At 60.2% G+C, this 25,161-nt stretch carries 24 protein-coding genes; 6 read left to right on the forward strand and 18 right to left on the reverse strand.

Annotated elements, in window-relative coordinates:
• The 4 genes from KVG88_RS15515 to KVG88_RS15530 form a co-directional block, all read right to left on the reverse strand.
• Complete coding sequence (locus tag KVG88_RS15515) at positions 1-1,725, reverse strand: putative 2-aminoethylphosphonate ABC transporter permease subunit (protein WP_217871961.1); 1,725 nt, start codon at positions 1,723-1,725, stop codon at positions 1-3.
• A complete protein-coding gene (locus tag KVG88_RS15520) occupies positions 1,725-2,801 on the reverse strand; it encodes a putative 2-aminoethylphosphonate ABC transporter ATP-binding protein (protein WP_217871962.1) in 1,077 nt (358 codons plus the stop codon). The genes KVG88_RS15515 and KVG88_RS15520 overlap by 1 nt, the downstream gene beginning before the upstream one ends.
• A gap of 194 nt (positions 2,802-2,995) precedes the next feature.
• Positions 2,996-3,859, reverse strand: a complete 864-nt coding sequence (locus tag KVG88_RS15525; protein WP_217871963.1) for a LysR family transcriptional regulator — start codon at positions 3,857-3,859, stop codon at positions 2,996-2,998.
• 15 nt (positions 3,860-3,874) lie between these two features.
• The gene (locus tag KVG88_RS15530; protein WP_217871964.1) at positions 3,875-6,133 is read right to left on the reverse strand and encodes a heavy metal translocating P-type ATPase; all 2,259 of its coding nucleotides are present in this window, start codon (positions 6,131-6,133) and stop codon (positions 3,875-3,877) included.
• 84 nt (positions 6,134-6,217) lie between these two features.
• Between KVG88_RS15530 and cadR the strand changes: the two genes are divergently transcribed.
• Complete coding sequence (gene cadR, locus KVG88_RS15535; protein WP_217871965.1) at positions 6,218-6,667, forward strand: Cd(II)/Pb(II)-responsive transcriptional regulator; 450 nt, start codon at positions 6,218-6,220, stop codon at positions 6,665-6,667.
• A 126-nt stretch (positions 6,668-6,793) separates the two neighbouring features.
• On the opposite strand, the gene KVG88_RS15540 is transcribed toward cadR, so the two are convergent.
• From KVG88_RS15540 to KVG88_RS15550, 3 genes are all read right to left on the reverse strand, one after another.
• The gene (locus tag KVG88_RS15540) at positions 6,794-7,765 is read right to left on the reverse strand and encodes a thymidylate synthase (protein ID WP_217871966.1); all 972 of its coding nucleotides are present in this window, start codon (positions 7,763-7,765) and stop codon (positions 6,794-6,796) included.
• 49 nt (positions 7,766-7,814) lie between these two features.
• Positions 7,815-8,621 carry a prolipoprotein diacylglyceryl transferase gene (gene lgt / locus KVG88_RS15545; protein ID WP_150701796.1) on the reverse strand — a complete coding sequence of 269 codons (807 nt, stop codon included), beginning with the start codon at positions 8,619-8,621 and terminating at the stop codon, positions 7,815-7,817.
• Positions 8,622-8,697: 76 nt separating this feature from the next.
• Complete coding sequence (locus KVG88_RS15550; protein ID WP_150701797.1) at positions 8,698-9,480, reverse strand: sulfite exporter TauE/SafE family protein; 783 nt, start codon at positions 9,478-9,480, stop codon at positions 8,698-8,700.
• Positions 9,481-9,613: 133 nt separating this feature from the next.
• Here KVG88_RS15550 and KVG88_RS15555 point away from each other — a divergent pair, with 133 nt between their 5' ends.
• Positions 9,614-10,360, forward strand: a complete 747-nt coding sequence (locus tag KVG88_RS15555) for an NRDE family protein (RefSeq protein ID WP_150701798.1) — start codon at positions 9,614-9,616, stop codon at positions 10,358-10,360.
• A 69-nt stretch (positions 10,361-10,429) separates the two neighbouring features.
• Here the strand turns inward: KVG88_RS15555 and ptsP are convergent, their stop codons facing one another.
• Together ptsP and KVG88_RS15565 are read right to left on the reverse strand one after the other, a co-directional pair.
• Positions 10,430-12,709, reverse strand: coding sequence for a phosphoenolpyruvate--protein phosphotransferase (ptsP, locus tag KVG88_RS15560; RefSeq protein ID WP_150701799.1), 2,280 nt, complete (start codon positions 12,707-12,709; stop codon positions 10,430-10,432).
• Positions 12,710-12,731: 22 nt separating this feature from the next.
• Entirely contained in the window at positions 12,732-13,211 is a 480-nt protein-coding gene (locus tag KVG88_RS15565) for an RNA pyrophosphohydrolase (RefSeq protein WP_007897732.1), read from the reverse strand.
• 143 nt (positions 13,212-13,354) lie between these two features.
• Here KVG88_RS15565 and KVG88_RS15570 point away from each other — a divergent pair, with 143 nt between their 5' ends.
• A complete protein-coding gene (locus tag KVG88_RS15570; RefSeq protein WP_150701800.1) occupies positions 13,355-14,011 on the forward strand; it encodes a histidinol-phosphatase in 657 nt (218 codons plus the stop codon).
• Positions 14,012-14,097: 86 nt separating this feature from the next.
• Here KVG88_RS15570 and KVG88_RS15575 read toward each other — a convergent pair whose 3' ends face one another.
• Positions 14,098-14,523: a DUF2269 domain-containing protein gene (locus KVG88_RS15575; protein WP_217871967.1), complete on the reverse strand. Its 426-nt coding sequence runs from the start codon at positions 14,521-14,523 to the stop codon at positions 14,098-14,100.
• Between the two features lie 39 nt (positions 14,524-14,562).
• Entirely contained in the window at positions 14,563-16,077 is a 1,515-nt protein-coding gene (ilvA, locus tag KVG88_RS15580; RefSeq protein ID WP_150701802.1) for a threonine ammonia-lyase, biosynthetic, read from the reverse strand.
• Positions 16,078-16,222: 145 nt separating this feature from the next.
• Between ilvA and rpiA the strand changes: the two genes are divergently transcribed.
• Complete coding sequence (rpiA, locus tag KVG88_RS15585) at positions 16,223-16,897, forward strand: ribose-5-phosphate isomerase RpiA (RefSeq protein WP_217871968.1); 675 nt, start codon at positions 16,223-16,225, stop codon at positions 16,895-16,897.
• A gap of 122 nt (positions 16,898-17,019) precedes the next feature.
• Here the strand turns inward: rpiA and KVG88_RS15590 are convergent, their stop codons facing one another.
• The 4 genes from KVG88_RS15590 to KVG88_RS15605 form a co-directional block, all read right to left on the reverse strand.
• Positions 17,020-17,937 carry an SdiA-regulated domain-containing protein gene (locus tag KVG88_RS15590; RefSeq protein WP_150701804.1) on the reverse strand — a complete coding sequence of 306 codons (918 nt, stop codon included), beginning with the start codon at positions 17,935-17,937 and terminating at the stop codon, positions 17,020-17,022.
• Positions 17,938-18,053: 116 nt separating this feature from the next.
• Complete coding sequence (locus tag KVG88_RS15595; RefSeq protein ID WP_150701805.1) at positions 18,054-18,980, reverse strand: SdiA-regulated domain-containing protein; 927 nt, start codon at positions 18,978-18,980, stop codon at positions 18,054-18,056.
• A 194-nt stretch (positions 18,981-19,174) separates the two neighbouring features.
• Positions 19,175-19,840 (reverse strand): fumarylacetoacetate hydrolase family protein, encoded by a 666-nt coding sequence (locus KVG88_RS15600; protein ID WP_150701806.1) that lies wholly within the window; start codon positions 19,838-19,840, stop codon positions 19,175-19,177.
• Positions 19,841-19,878: 38 nt separating this feature from the next.
• Positions 19,879-21,273: a D-2-hydroxyglutarate dehydrogenase gene (locus tag KVG88_RS15605; protein ID WP_217871969.1), complete on the reverse strand. Its 1,395-nt coding sequence runs from the start codon at positions 21,271-21,273 to the stop codon at positions 19,879-19,881.
• A 205-nt stretch (positions 21,274-21,478) separates the two neighbouring features.
• Here KVG88_RS15605 and serA point away from each other — a divergent pair, with 205 nt between their 5' ends.
• A complete protein-coding gene (serA, locus tag KVG88_RS15610) occupies positions 21,479-22,708 on the forward strand; it encodes a phosphoglycerate dehydrogenase (protein WP_150701808.1) in 1,230 nt (409 codons plus the stop codon).
• Positions 22,709-22,755: 47 nt separating this feature from the next.
• Here serA and KVG88_RS15615 read toward each other — a convergent pair whose 3' ends face one another.
• Positions 22,756-23,181: a DUF4399 domain-containing protein gene (locus KVG88_RS15615; RefSeq protein WP_150701809.1), complete on the reverse strand. Its 426-nt coding sequence runs from the start codon at positions 23,179-23,181 to the stop codon at positions 22,756-22,758.
• A gap of 135 nt (positions 23,182-23,316) precedes the next feature.
• Here KVG88_RS15615 and KVG88_RS15620 point away from each other — a divergent pair, with 135 nt between their 5' ends.
• Positions 23,317-23,901 carry a transporter substrate-binding domain-containing protein gene (locus KVG88_RS15620; protein ID WP_150701810.1) on the forward strand — a complete coding sequence of 195 codons (585 nt, stop codon included), beginning with the start codon at positions 23,317-23,319 and terminating at the stop codon, positions 23,899-23,901.
• Positions 23,902-24,023: 122 nt separating this feature from the next.
• Here the strand turns inward: KVG88_RS15620 and KVG88_RS15625 are convergent, their stop codons facing one another.
• The gene (locus KVG88_RS15625) at positions 24,024-24,509 is read right to left on the reverse strand and encodes a 2-thiouracil desulfurase family protein (protein WP_150701811.1); all 486 of its coding nucleotides are present in this window, start codon (positions 24,507-24,509) and stop codon (positions 24,024-24,026) included.
• 2 nt (positions 24,510-24,511) lie between these two features.
• Entirely contained in the window at positions 24,512-25,144 is a 633-nt protein-coding gene (locus KVG88_RS15630) for a 2OG-Fe(II) oxygenase (protein WP_217871970.1), read from the reverse strand.
• Positions 25,145-25,161: the final 17 nt, after the last annotated feature.

Below are 25,161 nucleotides of genomic sequence, written 5' to 3' on the forward strand. Positions count from 1 at the left end.
TCAATGACCGGGCGCGGTCTGCCGCCAGGCCTGTGAGCGGCGCAGCAAACCGCGCGAGGCCCAGGCCAGCAGCAGGGACACGCCCGCCGAGGTGAACAGAATCAGGGTCGACATCGCCGCCGCGCCGCCAACGTTGCCGGCGTCATCCATGTTCAACACCGCCACCGCCGCGAGGATGGTGTCGGGGCTGTAGAGAAAGATCGCCGCCGAAACGGTGGTCATGGCCGAGACGAACAGGTAACGCACGATGTCCAGCAGCGCCGGCAGGCAAATCGGCACGGTGACGCGCAAGTAGTGGCGGTACAGCGGCGCCTTGAGCGACAGCGTAGCGGCTTCGAACTCGGCGTCGAGTTGGCGCAGCGCAGTGGTGGCGGTCATTTGCGCAGTGGTCAAATAGTGCGCAATGGTGCAGACCACCAGCAGGGTCATGGTCCCGTAGAGCACATGCAGCGGGTTGCCGGTGAGGTTGAAGAAGAAGACGTAACCCAGGCCCAGCACCAGACCCGGCACCGCCATCGGCACGAAACTGAGCATGCGCAGCGTCAGATTCAAGCCGCGCTGGCCCTTGGTTTTTTCCATCAGATAAGCGCCGGTGAAAATCAGCACACTGCCGATCAGCGCCGTGCACAACGCCATCTTCACGCTGTTGCCGTAGGCCAGCCAGCCACCGCCGGCGGTGTCGTTGAACTGGTAATGGTTGAGCGACAGCGACAGGTTGTACGGCCAGAATTTCACCAGGGACGAGAATACCGCCATCCCGAACACCATCAGCAAGGTGGCGCAAATCAGCAGCACGATGGTCAGGTAGCAGCCGTCGCGCAGCTTCGACGGCAACGGCTTGAACACTTGGGCCCGCCCACTCATGGAATCGCCATGACGGCGACGCAGCCAGCCATCGACCCCGAAGCTGAACAGCGCCGGCAGCAGCAACACCATGCCGATCAACGCACCGCGACCGAACTGTTGCTGGCCGACCACCGCTTTGTAGGCTTCCAGCGCCAGCACTTGGTAGTCGCCACCGACCACCACGGGCACACCAAAGTCGGTGATGGTCAGGGTGAACACCAGACAGAACGCAGCGAAAACAGCCTGACGGGTCGCCGGCCAGGTGATGCTGCGAAACGCCTTGGCCGGACTCGCGCCCATGCTGGAAGCCGCATCGAACAGACGCGCATCCGCCAGGGACAATGCCGACAGCAAGATCATCAAGGCGTGTGGGAAGGTGTAGATCACCTCACCGAGCACAATGCCCCAGAAACCATAGATGTTGTCCGAAAGCAGGCCGCGCAACAGGCCCTGATTGCCGAACAGGTAAACCAGTGCAATCCCCGGCAACATCGATGGCGCCATCAGTGGCAGCAGCGAGATGCCACGCCAAATGCCTTTACCGGGAATCAACGTGCGTTGCAGTGCGTAGGCAAACAGGTAGGCCAGCGGTACGACGATGGCCGCGACGCTGAGGGAAACCTTCAGGCTGTTACCCAGCAACCAGTGGAAGTTCTCGCTGCTCACCAACTCTTTCGCAGCGAGCCAACCACCACCCTGCCCGGCCTCAGCGCTGAAGCCACGCCAGAAAATCGCCAGCAACGGCATTAACACGGCAACGCCGAGCAACACCAGCAAGAGGACTTTGCCGCCGACCACGAAGATCCGATCACCAATCTCGGCGCGGGAAACCTGCCGAGCCTGCTTGTGCGGTATCGGCAGCGCGATGTTCGCGCTCATCAGGCAAACACCTGCAGGCTGCGCGGCGGCAAGGCGACCATGATCTGCTGCGCGCCAAGGCGCGGCATGGCTTCCGGTGCCAGTTCGGCCAACAAGGCGTGACCTGGCAGGTGATCGAGTTCGAAGCTCATGCGGCAGCGGTTGCCGAGGAAGGTGATTTCGCGAACCTTGGCCGGGAACAGGTTTTCCTCGTGCACCACAGGATTGACGTTGATCGCTTCAGGGCGGCAGAACAGCCGGCCCGAAGCGGTCTTGGCGCTGCCATCGGCCAGGCGCACGTTCATCCCGCCGACCTGGGCGTGGCTGTCGCTGCTGCGCTGGAAGGGCAGCCAGTTCCCCTGGCCGACAAACTCCGCCACGAACGGCGTGGCCGGGCGGTTGTAGATTTCCTGCGGCGTGGCGTACTGCTCGACCTTGCCGTTGTTCATCACGGCGATGCGGTCGGCCATCAGCATGGCCTCGTCCTGATTGTGGGTGACCATCAGGGTGGTGATGCCGAGGCTGCGTTGCAGTTGACGCAGTTCAGTGCACAGATGCTCGCGGACACGAGCGTCGAGGGCCGACATCGGTTCGTCGAGCAACAACAGCGAGGGGGCCGGTGCCAACGCGCGGGCCAGTGCAACCCGCTGCTGCTGGCCGCCGGACAACTGGCCCGGGTACTTTTTCTCGCTGCCGCTCAGGCCGACCAGTTCCAGCATCTGCCCGACCCGCTGACGCACTTGATCGCGGCCACTGCCGGCCAGGCCGTAGGCAATGTTCGCTTCGACGGTGAGATTGGGAAACAGCGCGTAGGACTGAAACAGAATGCCGTAGTCCCGCGCCTGCGGGGCCAAGTGGGAAACGTCCCGGTCCCCCAGGAACAACTCGCCGCTGTCCTGTTTTTCCAGGCCAGCGATGCAACGCAGCAACGTGGTTTTGCCGCAGCCCGACGGGCCGAGCAGGCACACCAGCTCGCCAGCCGCCACATCAAGGGAAACGTTGTCCAGCGCAGTGAACGCCCCAAAGCGTTTCTGCACGCCGCGCACCTTCATCGGCGCGCCGGGGTTGGTCAGGGCAGTTGCGATCGAATTGTTCATGGACGGACCTCATCTGGCAGATGAAGCCATCCTAGGGTTGTAATGAGTCCGTCATATGGCAGTAAGGCAAAAACTGCCGATAGTGGTATTCAAGGATTTGCGTTGCCCGCGAAAAAGATCGCAGCCTTCGGCAGCGCCTACATTGGCATGGTGTTCACTTGTAGGAGCTGCCAAAGGCTGCGATCTTTTGATCTTCAAGCCGGAGACATCTCCTGCGCCAACCCCAGGAACGCCGCCGGCAGCCGCGCGTTCTTGCGCTCTTTGAGGCAATACAGATACTCCGGCAGCAACGGCGCATTCTCGATGGTCAGCACCCGCAGCTGCGGATCGTGCGGCACTTCCTGACGCGCAATGAGGCTGATGCCAATGTTGCGCAGCACCGCTTCGCGGATCGACTCGCGACTGCCGATCTCCAGCAACGGACCGAAACTCACCCCAGCGCTGGCCAGCAGTTCTTCGGTCAAACGTCGGGTGGTCGAGCCCGATTCGCGCATCAACAAGGTATGCCCGGCGAGCGCGCTCAACGGCACATGATCATGCACAGCCAGCGGATGGTTGCGATGCACCGCCAGCACCAGCGGATCGCTGCCAAGCACCCGGCGGATCAGCCGGGCATCATCGAGTAGCTGCGAGGACGCCGCGACATCCACGCGGTACTCCTCCAGCGCTTCGAGCACTTGCTGGGAGTTGCCGATTTCCACCGACACCTCAACCTGCGGCAGACGCTCGCGAAAGGTTTTTACCAGGTCGAGAATGTAATACGGCGCCGTCGCGGCAATGCGCAATGTGCCTTGGACCTGACCGCTGTTACGCAGAAAAAACTCGATGTCGGCTTCCTGCTGCATCAGCGCCTTTACCATCGGCAACAGCCGCGCCCCTTCATCACTGACATTAAGACGCCGACCGCCACGGTAAAACAGCTCCACCGAATACTGGCTTTCGAGGTTGCGGATCTGGGTCGTCACCGTCGGCTGGCTCAGGCCAAGCTTCTTGGCAGCCTGGGTAATGCTGCCCAGGCGGGCCACCATGTAAAACGCCTTCAGCTCGGCACTCAGCACAACCGTCCCTCATCCTTACTTGCGCAAAAGGCGCAAACCGTTGAACACCACCAGCAAACTCACGCCCATGTCGGCGAACACCGCCATCCACATGGTAGCGAGCCCGGCGAAGGTTACCCCAAGAAAGATCGCCTTGATGACCAATGCCAAGGCAATGTTCTGCTTGAGAATGCTCGACGTCTGGCGCGACAGGCGAATGAATGCCGGGATTTTGCGCAGATCGTCGTCCATCAAGGCGACATCGGCAGTTTCAATGGCGGTGTCGGTGCCGGCGGCGGCCATGGCGAAACCGATTTCGGAACGGGCCAGCGCCGGCGCATCGTTGATGCCGTCACCGACCATCCCGACGATATGCCCCTTCGCATACAGGGCTTCAATGGCCTGCAATTTGTCGGTGGGCAACAAATCGCCCTTGGCTTCGTCGATCCCGACTTGCGCGGCAATCGCTTGGGCGGTGTGAACGTTATCGCCGGTGAGCATCAGGGTCTTGATGCCCAACTCGTGCAACTGCTGGATCGCTTCGCGGCTGGACTCTTTTACTGTGTCCGCCACGGCGAACAGCGCCAGCGGACCGGACGAGTCGAGCAGCAGCACCACTGACTTGCCTTGTTTCTCCAGGGCAAACAGCTTCTCTTCCAGCGCCGGCGAGCACAGACCCAGCTCTTCAACCAGACGATGGTTGCCCAGATGGTAGAGCTGCCCGTTGATTTCGCCGCGCACTCCGCGCCCGCCAAGGGCTTCGAAGTTATCCACAGCGAGTGGTGCGTATTGTTTATCCACAGCCGCAAGGGCGATGGCCAGCGATACCGGGTGATCCGAACGCCCGGCTAGCGCCGCGGCAATCGCCGGGGCTGAGGCATCGGCGGTGGGGTCCAGCGACAGGTAATCGGTCTGTACCGGTTTGCCGTGGGTGATCGTCCCGGTTTTATCCAGCGCCAGGTAATCGAGCTTATAGCCGCCTTCCAGATAGACGCCGCCCTTCACCAGAATCCCTTTGCGTGCCGCCGCGGCCAGGCCGCTGACGATGGTCACCGGCGTGGAAATCACCAAGGCACAAGGGCAGGCGACGACCAGCAACACCAAGGCGCGGTAGATCCAGTCAAACCACAGCGCATTCATGAACAACGGCGGGATGACGGCGACGGCCAACGCCAGGATGAATACCGCCGGCGTGTAGATTGTCGAGAAACTGTCGACAAAGCGCTGGGTCGGTGCCCGTGCGCCCTGGGCTTGCTCGACCGCGTGGATGATCCGCGCCAGGGTCGAATTGTTGGCTGCCGCTGTCACCGCGTACTCCAGCGAACCGGCCTGATTGATGGTGCCGGCGAACACCTTGTCACCCATGGTTTTTTCCACGGGCAGGCTTTCGCCGGTGATCGGCGCCTGATCGATGGTCGAGTTACCCGCCAACACTTCACCATCCAGGGCAATGCGCTCACCGGGGCGAACGCGCACCCGGGCACCGAGCTCGATGGCCTTCACGTCCTGCGTGACCCAGCTGCCATCAGCCTGCAACACCGTCGCTTGTTCCGGCGACATCTGCATCAAGCCACTGATGGCGTTGCGTGCACGATCGAGCGATTTGGCTTCGATCAACTCCGCGACGGTGAACAGGAACATCACCATGGCCGCTTCCGGCCACTGGCCGATCAGAATCGCACCGGTCACCGCAATGCTCATCAGGGCATTGATATTCAGGTTGCGGTTTTTCAGGGCGATCCAGCCCTTTTTATAAGTGCCAAGGCCACCGCTGAGAATCGACACCAGTGCGATCACCGCCACCACCCAGTTCGGCGCAGCGCTGGTGAAGTGAATCACTTCGGCCACCAACGCACCGACGCCGGAAAGCGCCAGTGGCCACCATGGTTTTTTCTCGGGAGCGGACGCCGGTGCTTCAGCGCCCTGCTCCAGCGGCTCGGCCTGCATGCCGAGGGATTTGATGGCCTCGATGATCGGCGCCGTGCCCGGCAGGTTGTGGGTCACGCCCAGCACACGGTTGATCAGATTGAACTCCAGCTGCTGCACACCGGTCAGTTTGCTTAGTTTGTTCTGAATCAGCGTTTGCTCAGTCGGACAATCCATTGCCTCAATACGGAAAAGGCTCACCCGCGCATCGGCACTCGGTGCTTCGCTCAATTGGACCAGCGCCGGCGTTGCCGCCTTCGACGAACAGCAGGCATCACCATGACCCGCATGTACGTGTTTCGTCACGGGTTTGAGCTTGCTGCTGCAGCAAGCGTCGTCGGATTTGTGGGTGTGCAGGGAATCGCTCATTGGTCGCGTCCATAAGAGTACCTGTTGCCAAGTAAAGACCCTGTAGCCACTATAGGGTCAAGCACCCTTTTGGAGATTATCGTCATGAAGATCGGAGAACTGGCGAAACTCACCGATTGCGCCGTAGAAACCATCCGATACTACGAGCGCGAAAACCTGCTGCCGGAGCCAGCCCGCAGCGACGGCAACTACCGCGTCTACACCCAGGCCCACGCCGAACGCCTGACCTTCATCCGCAATTGCCGCACCCTGGACATGACCCTCGAAGAAATCCGCAGCCTGCTGGCGCTTCGTGACAGCCCGCAGGACCAATGCGAAAACGTCAATGCGCTGATCGACGAGCACATCCACCACGTGAAAGCGCGGATCGACGGGTTACTGGCCTTGCAGGCGCAACTGCTCGACCTGCGCCAACGCTGTGGCGAAGGGCCGGATGTCGATCAATGCGGGATTTTGCAGCGCTTGGAAGTGAGTGGCGGGGTTGTGGCGACGGAGGTTGAGCATTCACATGTCGGGAGAAGTCACGGCCACTGACCCCACCGCAGAAACCAATGTGGGAGCCAGCCTGCTGGCGATAGCGGTTTTTCAGTCACATCATTGTTGGATGTGCCGTCGCTATCGCTAGCAGGCTAGCTCCCACAGGGTATTGCGTGCAGATTGTCACACCGCCATCGGCGCGGTCATGGGTGCATGGTGTTCGTAGCCTTCCAGCGAGAAGTCGCTCGGCTCAACCAGTTCCAGCCATTCCGGCTGATACACCCCAGTCTTGGCAAATTCCGGTACGCGATCTGAAATCTTCAGTTTCGGCATCGGGAACGGCTCGCGCTTGAGCTGTTCGTTGAGCATGTCCAGGTGGTTTTCGTAGACATGGGCGTCACCGATGAAATAGGTGAACCAGCGCGGCGTGTAGCCGGTCAGGCGACCGATCAGGCTCAGCAGTGCGGCGCCTTCGGTGAGGTTGAACGGCGTGCCCAGGCCCAGGTCGTTGGAACGGATGTAGAGGGTCAGGGAGATTTCCTTGGTTTCGACATTCGGGTGGAACTGGTACAACAAATGGCACGGCGGCAGGGCCATTTCATCAAGCTGAGCGCAGTTCCAGCCGTGGAACAGGATGCGGCGGCTGCCCGGGTCCTTGATGATGGTGTCGATGCACTGGCGAACCTGGTCGATGGCTTTGTACAGCACCACGTAGGCCTGGCCGTTTTCTTCACCTTCGGCGATCTGGCGGTAGCCTTGCTTCAGGGTTTGCTCGATGGCGGCCGGGTTGCTGAGCGGGATCTGCTTGTACGCCGGCCATTTGCGCCATTGCACACCGTAGATTTCACCGAGATCGTCTTCACCCTGGCGGAACGGGTTAGCCAGCCACTGGGCGTTTTCGTTGGCATTCTGGTCCCAGACCTTGCAGCCCAAGGCACGGAATTCGGCCGCGTTGTTCACGCCGCGCAGAAATCCGCACATCTCGCCGATGGCCGATTTGAACGCCATTTTGCGCGTGGTGATCGCCGGGAAACCTTCCTGCAGGTCATACCGCAGCATCGCGCCGGGAAAGCTGATGGTGTTTACGCCGGTGCGGTTGGCTTGCTTGGTGCCATTCTTGATGACGTGGGCGACCAGTTCGAGATATTGCTTCATGAGTTACCTGTGTCCTTGAACCCGCAGCCATCGCTGCGGGGTTCGAATTTTATACAGCTGCCGCTGGAGTCGCCGGGGCGCGGTGATACGCCAGCCAGATCAGGAACAGCCCGCCGAGGATCATCGGCACGCACAGCACCTGACCCATGGTCAGCCAGTTCCAGGCCAGATAGCCCAGTTGTGCGTCCGGCACGCGGACGAATTCGACGATGAAGCGGAAGATGCCGTAGAAGAGCGCGAACATCCCCGATACCGCCATGGTTGGCCGCGGCTTGCGCGAGAACAGCCAGAGGATCAGGAACAGCGCCACGCCTTCGAGGGCGAACTGATACAACTGCGACGGATGACGCGCCAGTTGCGCCGGGTCTGTCGGGAAGACCATCGCCCACGGAACGTCGGTCGCCTTGCCCCACAACTCGGCATTGATGAAGTTGCCGATGCGCCCCGCACCCAGGCCGATCGGCACCATCGGTGCAACGAAATCCATCAGCTGGAAGAACGACTTGTTGTTCTTCTTTCCGAACCACAAGGCTGCCAGCATCACGCCGATGAAACCACCGTGGAACGACATGCCACCCTTCCACACCTCAAAGATCAGCAGCGGGTTGGCGATATAGGCGCTCAGATCGTAGAACAACACGTAACCCAGGCGACCACCGACAATCACCCCCATCGACATCCAGAACACCATGTCGGAGAGTTTCTCCTTGGTCCAGGTCGGGTCGAAGCGGTTCAACCGGCGGGACGCCAGCAGCCAGGCGCCGCCGATGCCGATCAGGTACATCAGACCGTACCAGTGGATTTTCAGCGGACCGATGGCCAGGGCCACCGGGTCGATCTGCGGGTAAGGCAGCATTGCGACTCCTCATGAGTTCAAATCAATTCCCGGGCGACGCTGCCACCTCAGGATTAAGCCAGGATTGTGCCGCACGTCAGAGCAGGAAACTGAGGCCAACGCAGAACAGCAAAGCGGCAAACAGCCTTTTCAGCAACTTTGGCGACAGCCTGTGGGCCAGTCGCGCGCCGAGGCGGGCAAAAACCATGCTGGTCAGGGCAATGCCCAGCAGCGCCGGTAAATAAATAAAACCGAGACTATGGGCCGGTAACAACGGATCGTGCCAGCCCAGAATCATGAAACTTAATGCACTTGCCAAAGCGATAGGCAGGCCGCAGGCCGACGACGTGGCCACGGCCTGCTGCATCGGTACGCTGCGCCAGGTCAAGAACGGCACGGTCAACGAGCCGCCGCCGATGCCGAAAATCGCTGAAGCCCAACCGATCACACTGCCGGCCACGGTCAGACCGAACTTACCCGGCACCGTTCGGCTGGCCTTGGGTTTGACGTCCAGCGCCAGTTGCACGGCAATCACCAGGGCAAACACACCGATGATCTTTTGCAGGTTAGGCCCGGAGATCGCCTCGGCGGTCAGTGCCCCGAAACCGGCACCGATCAGGATACCGACCGTCATCCAGACGAAAATCGGCCAGCGCACGGCGCCGCGGCGGTGATGCTCGCGCACCGCATTGACCGACGTGAAAATGATCGTGGCCAGCGATGTCCCCACGGCGAGGTGGGTCAGGATCGACGCGTCGAAACCTTGCAAGGTAAAGCTGAACACCAGCACCGGAACAATGATGATGCCGCCGCCCACGCCGAACAACCCGGCCAACACCCCGGCACAGGCGCCGAGCGCCAGATAGAGCAGAAATTCCATGTTGCTTCCCCACCCAACCCCAAAACCGGAGCGGCATGGTAACGGATGCATGGCATCGGGCTCCACTGGATGGCGATGGATACCCGCACGTTGACTGCGTAGAGTGGGCAAAAAAACACACAAGGATCACCTTATGTGCCTGATTGTCTTTGCCTGGCGACCGGACCATGCCCAGCCGCTGATCGTCGCAGCCAACCGCGACGAGTTCTATGCCCGCCCGAGCCTGCCGCTGGCATCATGGCCCGAAGCACCGCACGTCCATGCCGGGCGCGACCTTGAGGCAGGCGGCACTTGGCTCGGTGTCGGTGCCCACGGGCGCTTTGCAGCGCTGACCAATATTCGCGACCCCCACCGGCCGCCAGGTCGAAAGTCCCGGGGCGAACTGGTGGCGCAGTTTCTCACCGGTGCCGTTTCAATTGATGACTATTTGCCCGACATTGTCGCGCGTTCGCCGGAATATGGCGGGTTTAACCTACTGGTTGGCAACAAAAATGAACTGTGGCACTTCAATGCCCGGGAATCGGAAGCGGTGATGCTGCCACCGGGGGTTTATGGGCTTTCGAACGCAGGGCTAGATACGCCGTGGCCGAAATTGCTCAAGGCCAGGGCTGCCTTGAGTGAAGTGCTGGACGATCCACAGCCTCAGGCGCTGCTGGCGCTACTGAGTGATCCGCAGACCGCGCCGTTTGCCGAATTGCCGGACACCGGCGTGGGATTGGCGACCGAGACGCTGTTGTCGAGCGTGTTCATTGCCAGCCAGAGTTATGGGACGCGGGCGAGTACAGCGCTGATTGTGCAGGCGGATGGCACGCGGCACATGGTCGAAAGGAGTTTCGGACCGTATGGCGGGCATCTTGGGGAAGTGGAAATCAAAATCTAAAGATCGCAGCCTGCGGCAGCGCCTACAGACGTATGCGTCATTCTGTAGGAGCCGCAGGCTGCGATCTTTTTAAAGGGGCTTGACCGCCGCCGGATTGATCATCCGCGCCAACCCAAGGTTTTTCAGCGCCAATTGCAGCGAGCTGTGGATAACTTGCGGGTTGTCGATGGTCATCAGCTCGGCGAGCAACTCTTTGGCCTTGCTCAGGTTGATCTGGCGCAGCATCCACTTCACTTTCGGCAGGTTGGTGGCGTTCATCGACAGGCTGTCGAAGCCCATCGCCATCAACAGCACTGCCGCCGCCGGATCACCGGCCATCTCGCCGCAGATACTCACTGGCTTGCCTTCGGCATGGGCGTCACGCACCACGTTCTGCAGGGCCTGGAGCACCGCCGGGTGCAGGTAGTCGTAGAGGTCGGCCACTCGCGGGTTGTTGCGGTCAACGGCCAACAGGTACTGGGTCAGGTCATTGGAACCAACCGAGAGGAAATCCACCTGCCGCGCCAGTTCCTTGGTTTGATAAACAGCGGCCGGAATCTCGATCATCACGCCAATTGGTGGCATCGGCACATCGGTGCCTTCATCGCGTACTTCACCCCAGGCCCGGTGGATCAGGTGCAAAGCTTCTTCGAGTTCGTGAGTGCCGGAGATCATGGGCAGCAGAATGCGCAAGTTGTTCAAGCCTTCGCTGGCCTTGAGCATCGCGCGGGTCTGCACCAGAAAGATTTCCGGGTGGTCGAGGGTGACGCGAATACCGCGCCAGCCGAGGAACGGGTTGTCTTCCTTGATCGGGAAGTACGACAGCGCCTTGTCGCCGCCGATGTCCAGGCTGCGCATGGTCACCGGTTGCGGGTGGAACGCGGCGAGTTGCTCGCGGTAGATCGCCAGTTGTTCCTTTTCGCTCGGGAAACGCTGGTTGATCATGAACGGCACTTCGGTGCGGTACAGACCAACGCCTTCGGCACCGCGCTTCTGCGCGCGCGCCACATCCGCGAGCAGGCCGGTGTTGACCCACAGTGGCATGCGGTGACCATCGACCGTGATACACGGCAGATCACGCAGCGCATCGAGGCCCAGGGCCAGCTGTTTCTCTTCTTCCACCACTTCGGCGAACTGCTTGCGCAGCACGTCGCTGGGGTTGGTGTAGACCTCGCCGCGATGACCGTCGACGATCATGCCGATGCCGTCGACCTTGGAATACGGCAGGTCGACCAGGCCCATCACCGTCGGAATGCCCATGGCCCGGGCCAGGATCGCGACGTGGGAGTTACCCGAACCCAGTACTGACACCAGACCCACCAACTTGTCTTCGGGCACCTCGCCGAGCATCGCCGGCGTCAGTTCCTCGCTGACCAGAATGGTGTTGTCGGGGTAGACCAGCGTTTGCTGGCGCTCTTCCTGCAAGTAGGCGAGCAACCGGCGACCGAGGTCTTTGACGTCCGACGCACGCTCACGCAGGTACGCATCGTCCATCAGTTCGAAACGGTTGACGTGATCGGTGACCACCTGACGCAAGGCGCCCTGCGCCCACTGACCGGTCTTGATCACGGTGGTGACTTCGCTGCCCAGCGCGGCATCGTCGAGCATCATCAGGTAGACGTCGAACAACGCCCGCTCTTCCGGGCGCAACTGGGTGGCGAGCTTGGCCGACAACGTACGCATGTCGGCGCGCACGCCTTCGATGGCGGTTTTGAACAGCCCAAGTTCAGCGTCGATGTCGGTGATGGTCTTGTCGGGGACCACGTCCAGATCGGCCGGTGGCAACATGACCACCGCGGTACCGACTGCCGCCCCCGGTGAGCCCGGCACGCCGACGAACTTGGCTTCCTGAATGCCCTTGCCCTGACGACCCAGGCCACGGATCGAGCCGGTGGCTTCAGCGTGGGCAATAACGCCGGCAAGCTGCGCGCTCATGGTCACGAGGAAGGCTTCTTCACCTTCGTCGAACTGGCGACGCTCTTTTTGCTGGATGACCAACACGCCGACGACGCGGCGGTGGTGAATGATCGGTGCACCGAGGAACGAGGCGTAACGCTCTTCACCGGTCTCGGCGAAATAGCGGTAGCGCGGGTGGTCCGCGGCGTTTTCGAGGTTCAGGGGTTCTTCACGCGTGCCGACCAGGCCGACCAGACCTTCATTGGGCGCCATGCTGACCTTGCCGATCGAGCGCTTGTTCAAGCCCTCGGTGGCCATCAGCACGAAACGGTTGGTCTCGGGATCAAGCAGGTAGACCGAGCAGACCTGGCTGCCCATGGCCTCTTTGACGCGCAACACAATAATCCCCAACGCCGCCTTGAGATCCTTGGCGGAGTTAACTTCCTGGACGATCTTGCGCAGCGTATTGAGCATGGCTCGGGGTCGAACTCCGTCGTCAGTCGCGCGCCAACAGGCGCGGGGCAAGCTCTTTTAGGGCGCGTCGATACACCTCGCGCTTGAATGTCACCACCTGGCCCAACGGATACCAATAGCTGACCCAGCGCCAGCCATCGAATTCCGGTTTACCGGTCAAATCCATCCGCACCCGCTGCTCGTTGGAGATCAGGCGCAGGAGAAACCATTTTTGTTTCTGGCCGATGCACAGCGGTTGGCTGTGGGTACGTACCAGACGTTGCGGCAAACGATAGCGCAACCAGCCCCGGGTGCAGGCGAGTATTTCAACATCTTCGCGCTCCAGGCCCACTTCTTCGTTCAGCTCGCGGTACAAGGCGTCTTCCGGCGTCTCCTGAGGGTTGATCCCACCTTGAGGAAACTGCCAGGCATCTTGATTGATTCGGCGAGCCCATAGCACCTGGCCGGCATCATTCGTGAGAATGATCCCGACATTAGGACGGAAACCATCGGGGTCGATCACGGCAACAACCTCGCAAACGCATGTCGCCGCATTGTTCCACAAAGGTTGTGAAGGCAGCAACGCGCCGGCCAACCTTATGTGCACTCTTGTGAAAAGTCCGTATTCTGGACACCTTTCTACAGACTTTTCAGCGAGTAACTGCAATGCGGCTGGCTTTATTCGACTTGGACAACACGCTTCTGGGCGGCGACAGCGACCACGCCTGGGGGGATTACCTGTGTGAACGCGGCTTCCTCGACCCCATCGCCTACAAGACTCGCAACGACGAGTTTTATCAGGACTACCTGGCGGGCAAGCTGGACAACGCCGCTTACCTGAACTTCTGCCTGGAGGTCCTCGGCCGCACCGAAATGGCCACGCTGGACCTGTGGCACAGCGACTATATGCGCGACTGCATCGAGCCGATCATGCTGCCCAAGGCCATCGAACTGCTGGCCAAGCACCGGGCCGCTGGCGACAAACTGGTGATCATCACCGCCACCAACCGCTTCGTCACCGGGCCGATTGCCGAGCGTCTGGGCGTCGAAACCCTGATCGCCACCGAGTGCGAAATGCAGGACGGTCGCTACACCGGGCGCAGCACCGACGTGCCGTGTTTCCGCGAAGGCAAGGTGACACGCTTAAACCGCTGGCTGGAAGAGACCGGGCACAATCTCGAGGACAGCTACTTCTATAGCGATTCGATGAATGATTTGCCGTTGCTGGAGCAGGTGGCGAATCCCGTGGCCGTCGATCCCGATCCGAACCTGCGGGCCGAAGCCGAGAAGCGCGGCTGGCCGGTAATCAGTCTGCGCGACTGAAGATCAAAAGATCGCAGCCTGCGGCAGCTCCTACAAGGGGAATGCGTTTTCCTGTAGGAGCTGCCGCAGGCTGCGATCTTTTCGGGTTAAACCGGTTTGGCGCCCATTAACCCGGCGATGGCGATAAAACACACGAAGCTGAACAACGCCAAGGTAAAGGTGAATTTGCCCACGCCACCCGGTGCCTTGCGCAGTTTGTTCAACCGCACCAGCAGCCAGAACCACGCCAATGCCGCCAAGGTGTACAGCACACTGGATGCCAGCAACCAGGTTTGCCCCAATGGCCAGCCCACCAGGTGCACCATCCACCAGCCGGTGAACGGCATGCTCAGCAACGCCAGCCCCATCAACAGCCAGATAAACACCCGCGGCCGCTGCAAGGTGCGGCTGCCCGCCGTCGCGTCGCCGTTACGTCGCGTGCGCCAGACCCAGATAGCCAGGCCCAGCGCACTCAGCAGCAACACCACCGTTGCCACCATGTGCGCCATTTTCAGGGCGGTTAACGTTTCCATGGTTCGATTTCCTTATGCCTTGCCCATCAGCGTAGCCGCTCAGCCCAGAAACAGCTGATAGGCCGGGTTGTCGCTTTCGTCCCAGTATGGGTAACCGATTTCTTCCAGCGCCGCCGGCACCAGATGACGCTCCTCGTGAGGCACTTGCAGGCCCGCGACCACACGACCATCGGCCGCGCCATGGTTGCGATAATGGAACATCGAGATGTTCCAGCGCCCGCCGAGCTTGTTGAGGAAGTTGAACAACGCGCCCGGACGCTCCGGGAATTCGAAACGCAGGATCACTTCATCAACGACATGTGCCGCGCGACCGCCGACCATGTGGCGGATGTGCAGCTTGGCCAGTTCGTTGTCGGTCAGGTCCAGTACCGGGAAACCTTGCTCGCTCAGGCTGGCGATCAATGCGCTGCGCGGGTCGTTTTCCGGGTGCGTCTGCACGCCGACAAAGATGTGCGCTTCGCTGCCGGTGTTGTAGCGGTAGTTGAATTCGGTGATCTGGCGCTTGCCGATGGCCTCGCAGAACGCCTTGAAGCTGCCCGGCTTCTCGGGGATCGTCACGGCGATGATCGCTTCGCGGCCCTCGCCCAGCTCCGCGCGCTCGGCGACGTGGCGCAGGCGGTCGAAGTTGACGTTGGCGCCGGAGTCGATGGCGACGAAGGTCTGCCCGCTGACGCCGCGTTGCTCGACATACTTTTTGATCCCCGCCACGCCCAAGGCGCCGGCAGGCTCGGTGATCGAACGGGTATCGTCGTAGATATCCTTGATCGCCGCGCAGATTTCGTCAGTGCTGACGGTGATCACTTCATCGACGTAGTCTTTGCAGATATCAAAGGTGTGCTGGCCGATCTGGGCCACCGCCACGCCGTCGGCAAAAATACCCACGGTCGGCAGCACCACGCGCTCGCCCGCGGCCATGGCCGCTTGCAGGCAGTTGGAGTCGTCCGGCTCGACGCCGATGACCTTGATGTCCGGACGCAGGTATTTCACGTACGCCGCGATACCGGCAATCAGGCCGCCACCGCCCACCGGGACGAAAATCGCGTCCAATGGCTGCGGGTGCTGGCGCAGAATCTCCATGGCCACCGTGCCCTGCCCGGCAATGGTGTGGGGATCGTCGTAAGGGTGAATGTAGACGTAGCCTTTTTCGTCGACCAGCTTCAGCGAGTAGGCCAGGGCTTCCGGGAAAGAATCACCGTGCAGCACCACTTTGCCGCCGCGCGAGCGCACGCCTTCGACCTTGATCTCGGGGGTGGTTTTGGGCATGACGATGGTCGCTTTCACGCCCAACACCTTGGCCGCCAGGGCCAGGCCTTGCGCATGGTTGCCCGCTGAAGCGGTGACCACACCGCGAGCACGCTCTTCATCGCTCAGCTGGGTCAGCTTGTTATAGGCGCCGCGAATCTTGAACGAGTACACCGGCTGCAAGTCTTCACGCTTGAGCCAGATATCGTTGCCCAACCGCTCGGATAGCTGGCGGGCAGACTGCAATGGGGTTTCTACGGCGACGTCGTAAACGCGCGAGGTGAGGATCTTTTTGACGTACTGTTCAAGCATCGGAAAGCATCACTGAGCGAGTTGGGCAGGACCACGGAGTCTAACCCGGCTTTTGGCCGGACGACCACACGAATACAGAGGTTTTAGACCGACATGGGGCTATAATGCCGGCCTTTCGTTCCCTCTTCGGCACCTCGGAGCCCGCATGACCCAGGATCAACTCAAACAGGCAGTGGCTCAGGCCGCCGTCGACTTCATCCTTCCGAAACTCGACGACAAGAGCATCGTCGGGGTCGGTACCGGCTCCACCGCCAACTGCTTTATCGACGCCCTGGCCCAGCACAAGGGTGCGTTCGATGGCGCGGTCGCCAGCTCCAAAGCCACCGCCGCGCGCCTCAAGGGCCACGGCATTCCGGTGTACGAACTGAACACTGTCAGCGACCTGGAGTTCTACGTCGACGGCGCCGATGAGAGCGACGAACACCTGAACCTGATCAAGGGCGGCGGCGCAGCCCTGACCCGCGAGAAGATTGTCGCGGCCGTGGCCAAGACCTTCATCTGCATCGCTGACGCCAGCAAGCTGGTGCCCGTCCTCGGCGCATTCCCGCTGCCGGTCGAAGTGATCCCGATGGCCCGCAGCCACGTGGCGCGCCAATTGGTGAAGCTGGGCGGCGACCCGGTCTACCGCGAAGGCGTACTGACCGACAACGGCAACATCATCCTCGACGTCTACAACCTGCAGATCACCAACCCGGTTGAGCTGGAGACGCAGATCAACGCGATCGTCGGCGTGGTGACTAATGGCTTGTTCGCGGCGCGTCCGGCGGACCTGCTGTTGTTGGGCACCAGTGAAGGTGTGAAGACCCTGCGCGCCCAGTAAGTAACACACGAAACCTGTGGGAGCGGGCTTGCCCGCAATGAGGCCATCACATTCAACAATGATGTTGACTGATAGATCGCCATCGCGGGCAAGCCCGCTCCCACAGGGTTATGCGTCAATGGTCAGGGTTGCGCTGGCTTTTTGAAGACGTAAAACAGATTTGGCTCGCTCACCAGGTACATCGTACCGTCGTCGTCCATGGCGATCCCTTCCGCTTGCGGCACCGTCTTTTGCAGCCCCTGACGCCCCTTGTTCAGCGACATGGTGCTCAGCGGTCGACCGTCCACATCCAGCTCCAGAATCAACCGCGACTCATCAGACAGCGCCATCAAGTGGCCGCTGCGCTCGTCGTATTGCAGGCTCGACAGATCGCGCACGAACATCCCGGCATCACGCTTGGGGTTGTTGACTACGTGCACCGCGTAGGATTTTTCCGGATTGAAGTGGGGAAAGCCGTGCACTTCATAGATCAGCATCGGGTCGCGCTCCTTGGCGACGAACAGACGCTTGCCTACTGAATCGTAAGCCAGCCCCTCAAAACCCTTGTTACCGGCCATGTGCACACCGAGGGTCATCTGTTCGGCGTCCGCCGAGTCGAGGAATTGCGTGTCTTGCTCCAGATGGATCTTGATCAACCGCTGCTCACGCTCGTCCGTGATGACATAGGTGTCGGCGCTGATGTATTCAACGGCTTCAGGATCACCAAACCCGATCAACGCAATGCGCCGCAGGATCCTGCCGTCGAGGGACAGCTCGATCAGCTCCGAGTTTTTATTGGTGACGGTGAACAGGCTTTTGCGCACCGGATCGTAGGTCAACGCCGAGACGTCATCGTCGAGCCCCTCGATGACCTGCGCCTCAATCACCACCTGATACTGATCAAGCGCAATTGACTGCGTGCTCAACGGCTGCCAGAGCGTGTGCAGGTTGAACCAGGTGCGCTCGAACAGGCGCAGGTACTGGCCGATCGCGATCAACGCGACCAATGCAATCACCGACAGGATGAGAATCAGGGGTTTGGGACGGGCAAATCGGCGCATTGGAGGCGAGCTCGGAATTAGATCAGGCGGATGAAATATCACGCCTGTCTGAATTGAAGCTTAATGGCCACTTGCCCGTTCTTACAAACGACTATCGAATTTCCTACAAAATAGTTTCAACGCTGTTTTTCAAAACGATAAAACAGGTTTGGCTCGCTCACGAAATACAGGTTGCCAGCCTCGTCCATGGTCACGCCCTCGGCGCGTGGGATGGTCTTCTTCAGGCCGTTGAAGCCGCGCAGCAGAGTCATGAAGCTGACCTGCTCGCCTTTTTCGTCCAGTTCGAGCAAGAGGTGCGAGTCAGCGGACAACACCAGGGTGTGGCCGGTCCGCGGATCGATGGCCAGAGCTGACAGATTGCGGATATCCAGCTCGTCGCTCGCCAGTGCCTGCTTGTCGCCGATCAGTTTCTGACCATCACTTTTCCACGTAAACAGTGCCGGCGGGCGCTCTTCTCCGAGCAACAGCTGCTGATTGCGCGAATCCCAGGTGACAGCTTCAAAGGCTTTGTTCTGATCCTTCGACGGCCCGAGGTCGTACTTCGGGAAATCGGCGATGTTCAGCTCGCGGGTATTGGCATCGAGCTTGACGATCGTAACCACATGATCGCGCTCATCGACGATGGCCAGGTGGCCGTTGCCCATCACCGTCACGCCCTCAGGATTGCTCCAGCCCACCAGCGCGATTTTGCGCAGCACATCACCCTGCAAGGTCAACTCGGCCAAAAACGGGTTTTTGCCCATCACCGAAAACAGGGTCTTGCTTTGAGGGTCGTAGTCAAGGTCCGAAGCCTCGTCCTTCTCCATGCCCACTAGCGGCTTGGCATCGATGACCACCTGATAGTCCGGCAGCCAGACGCTCTCTTGGCGCTCGACCGGGCTTTCAAAACGCTCTTGCAGCCAAAGCACCCCACGGTCGTCCCAATGCATGGCAAACGCGAGGCCATAAGCGGCGGCGATCACCAGCAAAAGCCAGGTATACCAACGCAAGGCAAAGCGTGAGCGGCGAGCGGTTTTCAGCGTGGGTAGCGGTTGGGTGGCCATCGAGGGAATGCATCCAGAAATTCAGGCTATGGGTAATAGCACAATTGGGATCGGCTCAGACGCCGAAAGCCCTGGAATTATCCAGACAAGATGTGAAAAAAACGGGAAATGGCGGGATAGCCCTTTTGCGAGCCATTACAAACCCCCTGTAGGAGCGAGCCTGCTCGCTCCTACAGGGGTTCACGGCGTCTGGACTAGCGAACGCTGCTGTTAAAGCTGCTGGCGCCCGGCAGTTCCAGGACAATTTCGTCGCCGACGTTCAGCGGACCAACGCCCACTGGCGTGCCGGTGAGAATCACATCACCGGCCTGCAGCGAGAAGCAGCCGGCCATGTGCTGGATCATCGGCACGATCGGGTTGAGCATCGCGCTGCTGTTGCCGTCCTGACGCACTTCGCCGTTGATGGTCAGGCGGATGCCGATGTCGGTCAGGTCAGCGAAGGTGCTGCCGGACACGAACGGGGCGATCACTGCGGCGCCATCGAACGATTTGGCGATTTCCCAAGGCAAGCCTTTGGATTTCAGCTCGGCCTGCTTGTCGCGCAGGGTCAGGTCCAGGGCCGGAGCGAAACCGGAAATGGCGTCGAGCACTTCTTCGACACTCGGCTTGGTCGACAAAGGCTTGCCGATCAACACCGCGATTTCTGCCTCGTAATGCACCGAACCGCGCTCGGTCGGAATGCTGAAACCACCTTCCAGCGGCACAACACAACTGCCCGGCTTGATGAACAGCAGCGGCTCGGTCGGTACCGGATTGTCCAGTTCCTTGGCGTGTTCGGCGTAGTTACGGCCGATGCACACCACTTTCCCCAGCGGGAAGTGAATGCGCGTACCGTCGACATACTGGTGCTGATAGCTCATTACCGACTCCTGCTTCGTTGGCTCTTAAAGTTCGAAAATCAAACAGCGAAAATCTTGCCCGGGTTCATGATGCCGTTCGGGTCGAACACTGCTTTGACGGCTTTCATGTACTCGATCTCAACCGGCGAACGGCTGTAGGTCAGGTAATCACGCTTGGTCATGCCCACACCGTGCTCGGCGGAAATCGAACCGTTGTACTTCTCGACGGTTTCGAACACCCACTTGTTGACGGTGGCGCACTTGGCGAAGAACTCATCTTTGCTCAGGTTATCCGGCTTGAGGATGTTCAAGTGCAGGTTGCCGTCGCCGATGTGGCCGAACCAGACGATTTCGAAGTCCGGGTAATGTTCGCCGACGATCGCGTCGATTTCCTTCAGGAACGCCGGGACTTTCGACACGGTGACCGAAATGTCGTTTTTGTACGGCGTCCAGTGGGAAATGGTTTCGGAGATGTATTCGCGCAGCTTCCACAGGTTGTGCAGCTGGGTTTCGCTCTGGCTCATCACGCCGTCCAGCACCCAGCCCTGCTCGACGCAGTGCTCGAAGGTTTCCAGGGCGTGGTTGGCCACTTCTTCGGTGGTCGCTTCGAATTCCAGCAGCGCGTAGAACGGGCAATCGGTTTCGAAGGGCGCCGGCACATCGCCGCGGCCCATGACTTTGGCCAGGGCCTTGTCGGAGAAAAATTCGAAGGCCGTCAGATCGAGCTTGCTCTGGAACGCGTGCAGAACTGGCATGATCGAGTCGAAATCGGCGGTGCCGAGGACCATCGCCGTGAGGTTTTTCGGTGCGCGATCCAGACGCATGGTCGCTTCGACCACGAAACCGAGGGTGCCTTCCGCGCCGATGAACAGCTGGCGCATGTCGTAGCCGGTGGCGTTCTTGATCAGGTCGCGGTTCAGCTCCAATACGTCGCCCTTGCCGGTGACGACTTTCATGCCGGCCACCCAGTTACGGGTCATGCCGTAGCGAATCACCTTGATCCCGCCGGCATTAGTGCCGATATTGCCGCCAATCTGGCTCGAACCGGACGAGGCGAAGTCCACCGGGTAGTACAGGCCTTTTTCTTCAGCGACGTTCTGCAATTGCTTGGTGACCACGCCCGGCTGACAAACGGCAGTGCGGTCGGTGAGGTTCACGTCGAGGATCTGGTTCATGTAGTCGAACGACACGACCACTTCACCGTTGGCTGCCACGGCCGCGGCAGACAAACCGGTACGGCCGCCGGACGGCACCAGCGCCACCTTGTGTTTGTTGGCCCACAGGACAATGGCCTGGACCTGCTCAGTGGTCTTGGGGAACACGATGGCGGTCGGGGCCGGGGCGAAATGCTTGGTCCAATCCTTACCGTAAGCATTCAGGGAGTCGGCATCGGTCAGCACCTTGCCAGGCTCAACCAGGGTCTTCAGCTCATCAATCAGGGCAGGATTGGTCATCGACAGAACTCTCGAACAATTCATGGTCATCCTGAGAACGCTTCACGTCGCAGGAATGAGTGTTTAGCGGGGTGCATATGCTAGCATAACGACCCCGCAGGATAGTGCCCAAGGGCTGTTCTGCGGTGACGGCTTTCCTGCCGTCCGGGTCAGCATCTGCTGGCTACTTCCTGCCATTTTTTCTCCGGGACACAGGTTTACGCAGATGAGCAAGACTTCTCTCGATAAGAGCAAGATCAAGTTCCTTCTTCTCGAAGGCGTCCACCAATCGGCTGTCGACGTCCTCAAGGCGGCGGGCTACACCAGCATCGAGTACCTCACAGGTTCTCTGCCGGAAGCCCAGCTCAAGGAAAAGATCGCTGATGCTCACTTCATCGGCATTCGCTCCCGCACTCAACTGACCGAAGAAATCTTCGATCACGCGAAGAAACTGGTCGCTGTCGGCTGTTTCTGCATCGGCACCAACCAAGTCGACCTGAGTGCGGCCCGCGAGCGCGGTATCGCCGTGTTCAACGCGCCGTACTCCAACACTCGTTCCGTTGCCGAGCTGGTGCTGGCCGAAGCGATCCTGTTGCTGCGCGGCATCCCTGAGAAGAACGCTTCCTGCCACCGTGGCGGCTGGATCAAGAGCGCAGCCAACTCCTTCGAAATCCGCGGCAAGAAGCTGGGCATCGTCGGTTACGGCTCGATCGGTACGCAACTGTCGGTCCTGGCCGAAGGCCTGGGCATGCAGGTGTACTTCTACGACACCATCACCAAGTTGCCACTGGGTAACGCCACTCAGGTAGGCAACCTGCACGAGCTGCTGGCGATGTCCGACATCGTTTCGCTGCACGTTCCGGAAACCGCCGCCACCCAATGGATGATGGGCGAGAAGGAAATCCGCGCTATCAAGAAAGGCGGCATCCTGATCAACGCAGCACGCGGTACTGTGGTCGAGTTGGACCACCTGGCTGCCGCCATCAAGGACAAGCACCTGATCGGCGCGGCCATCGACGTATTCCCGGTGGAGCCACGCTCCAACGACGAAGAGTTCGAAAGCCCGCTGCGTGGCCTGGACAACGTGATCCTGACCCCGCACATCGGTGGTTCCACCGCTGAAGCGCAGGCCAACATCGGTCTGGAAGTGGCAGAGAAGCTGGTCAAGTACAGCGATAACGGTACTTCGGTATCGTCCGTGAACTTCCCGGAAGTGGCCCTGCCGGCTCACCCTGGCAAGCACCGCCTGCTGCACATCCACGAGAACATTCCGGGTGTGATGAGCGAGATCAACAAGGTCTTCGCCGAAAACGGCATCAACATCTCCGGTCAGTTCCTGCAGACCAACGAGAAAGTCGGTTACGTGGTGATCGACGTCGACGCCGAATACTCGGACCTGGCGCAAGAGAAGCTGCAACACGTCAACGGCACCATCCGTAGCCGCGTGTTGTTCTGATAGCGACTTGAGCGACAAAAAAGGGAGCCCCTCGGGGCTCCCTTTTTTTATTTGACGTTGACAGTGATTTTCTCGGAGACGATCGGTGGATCGAACGGCATGTGGCCGCTGTCGCCCAGGATCAATTGCAAGGTGTGCTCGCCCGGCGTCAGTGTCACTTCAGCCTGGGTCTGCGCTTTGCCAAAATGCACGTGGTTGGCATCGGTCGGAATCGGCTGGTTGGCGGCCGGCAGCTTGTCGACGTCAATCAGCAAATGGTGGTGGCCAGTGTTCTTGGTCACATCACCTGCGGGTGCCAGCGCAATATTCTTGACCGCAAACTTGACGACGAACGTCTTCGGGACCGTGGCGCCGTCCGCAGGAGAAACAATGGACACTTCAGCGCCCTTGGGAGCCGGCGTAGCCGCACTGGCCAGTACCGAAACGCCCATTAGCAGGCCAGCCAAAGCAGCACGTGACATAAAGGTTTTCATTCTCTTCTCCAGTTTTTCCGTAAAATCCGCGTGACCATGACAACTTCATGGTCAATCGTTGTCGAAGGCACTCGACAACCATAGCAAAGCGAGCCTGAATCAGAGGGTCGCCATAAAAAATTCAAAGGAGTGACCATGCGCTTTCTGCCTGGCCTGATCTGCCTGCTACCCCTTTTGAGCCCGTTGGCTCATGCCGAATTGATTGACGACGTGAACGACCGCGGCGAATTACGCATTGCCGTTGAGGCTAATACACCCCCCTTCAATTTCAAGGAAGACGAAAAACTCGCGGGGTTCGAAGTCGAACTGGGTCAATTGCTGGCCAACGAACTGGATGTGCGCGCCGATTTCGTCGTCACCGACGCCAGCGATCTGCTCAATGGCGTAGAGAGCGGCAAATACGACATCGCCATCAATCACATTACAAAGACCGCGCCGCTGACGGATCGTTTCGACTTCAGCGAGCCTTACATCAAGACCAACGCGCAATTGATCGCGCAGAAAGAAGAGCCGAAATCCATCCTGCTGGTGCAGTCACTGACGGAAGAAAAACCCAAGGCCAACCCGACCGTGGAGCTGGCGATTCCGTTTCAGAAGGGCAATCCGGCGTTCCACGCCAGCCTGGAAAGTGCGCTGCAGCGGATCAAGGCCGATGGCCGACTGGCGGCGCTGGAGGAGAAATGGTTTGGAGCGGAATCGGGGGCAGCTCCCAAACCCTGAAATCTAAGAGCAACCCTGTGGGGGCCAGCCTGTTGGCGATGGCAGCCTCACATTCAACATTGATGTTGAATGGGCGTGCCTCATCGCGAGCAGGCTCGCTCCCACAGGGTTTTGTGGTGTTGTTAGTCCTGCGTTGCCAGCACCTGCGCCGCTTCGGCCAACTCCAGCTCACTGAACACCAACACTCCATGGCGCTTGAGCAACGCTGCCGTCACCCCTTCGCCAGTGACTTTCACCCCACTGAACGTCCCGTCGTAGGTCAGCAGGTTGCCGCATGAGGGGCTGTTGGCCTTGAGCACGGCAATGCGGATGCCGTGTTTTTGCACCAGCTCCAGCGCCTGATAAGCCCCGGACAGAAACGGCGCACTGACGTCCTCACCTTCGGTGGTGATCACCGAAGCATGACCTTCAAGCACTTCACGGCCCTGCCCACCCGGAATCTCCGCAGCCGCCCGTGGCGTCGGCAACCCTCCGGCGACTTCCGGGCACAACGGCACGACGCGACCTTCGTCGAGCCAGGCCTGAAGCTGATCGAACGGCCCGCTGGCACCACCGTCGTAACGAACGCGGTGCCCCAGCAGACAGCGGCTTACCAATATCTTCTGCATGATCAGAACGGCTCGTTGCCCCGACGACGGAACCAACCGGTCAACGACAGGCGCTCCCGGGTCGCAGGCAGGACTTCATGGGGGACGTCACCCGACAGGAATACAACCAGGCAGCCACCGGTCGGCACCACATCGTATTCCGCGCTTTCATCCAGGTACATGCGCAACTGGCCGCCATGCTCGGGCAGCCACGCGTCATTGAGGTAGACCACCGCCGACACCATGCGCCGATCGTCATCGCGAAAACGGTCGACATGCCTGAGGTAAAACGCGCCGGGTGGGTACATCGCGAAATGGCTTTCGAAATCTTCCAGCCCCAGGAACAGATCACGGTTCATCGCCTCGCGCAGGCTGTCCATCAACCCCAGATAACTGTCGCAAGCCTCGGCCTGGCCGGGCTCGATCCACTGGATATGATCGCCACGAATCCCCTCACGGATCTCCGATGTCGGCCCGCGCCCGACCGCCGCCGGGGCCAGTTCACCCTCGGCAGCACGTTTACGGCACTCGGCCGCCAGCGCTCGGGTCAGATCCAGAGGCAGGAAAATATTCTGCTGCGACCAGCCATTGGCGGCCAAGTCGTCGACGATTCGTAACAGCAGCGGGTGATCAGAAGGTATTTGCATGGCGCGCATAGTATTCCTGCGCCTGA

The sequence above is a fragment of the Pseudomonas azerbaijanoccidentalis genome, from assembly GCF_019145495.1.
GTDB classification, from domain to species: Bacteria; Pseudomonadota; Gammaproteobacteria; order Pseudomonadales; family Pseudomonadaceae; genus Aquipseudomonas; species Aquipseudomonas azerbaijanoccidentalis.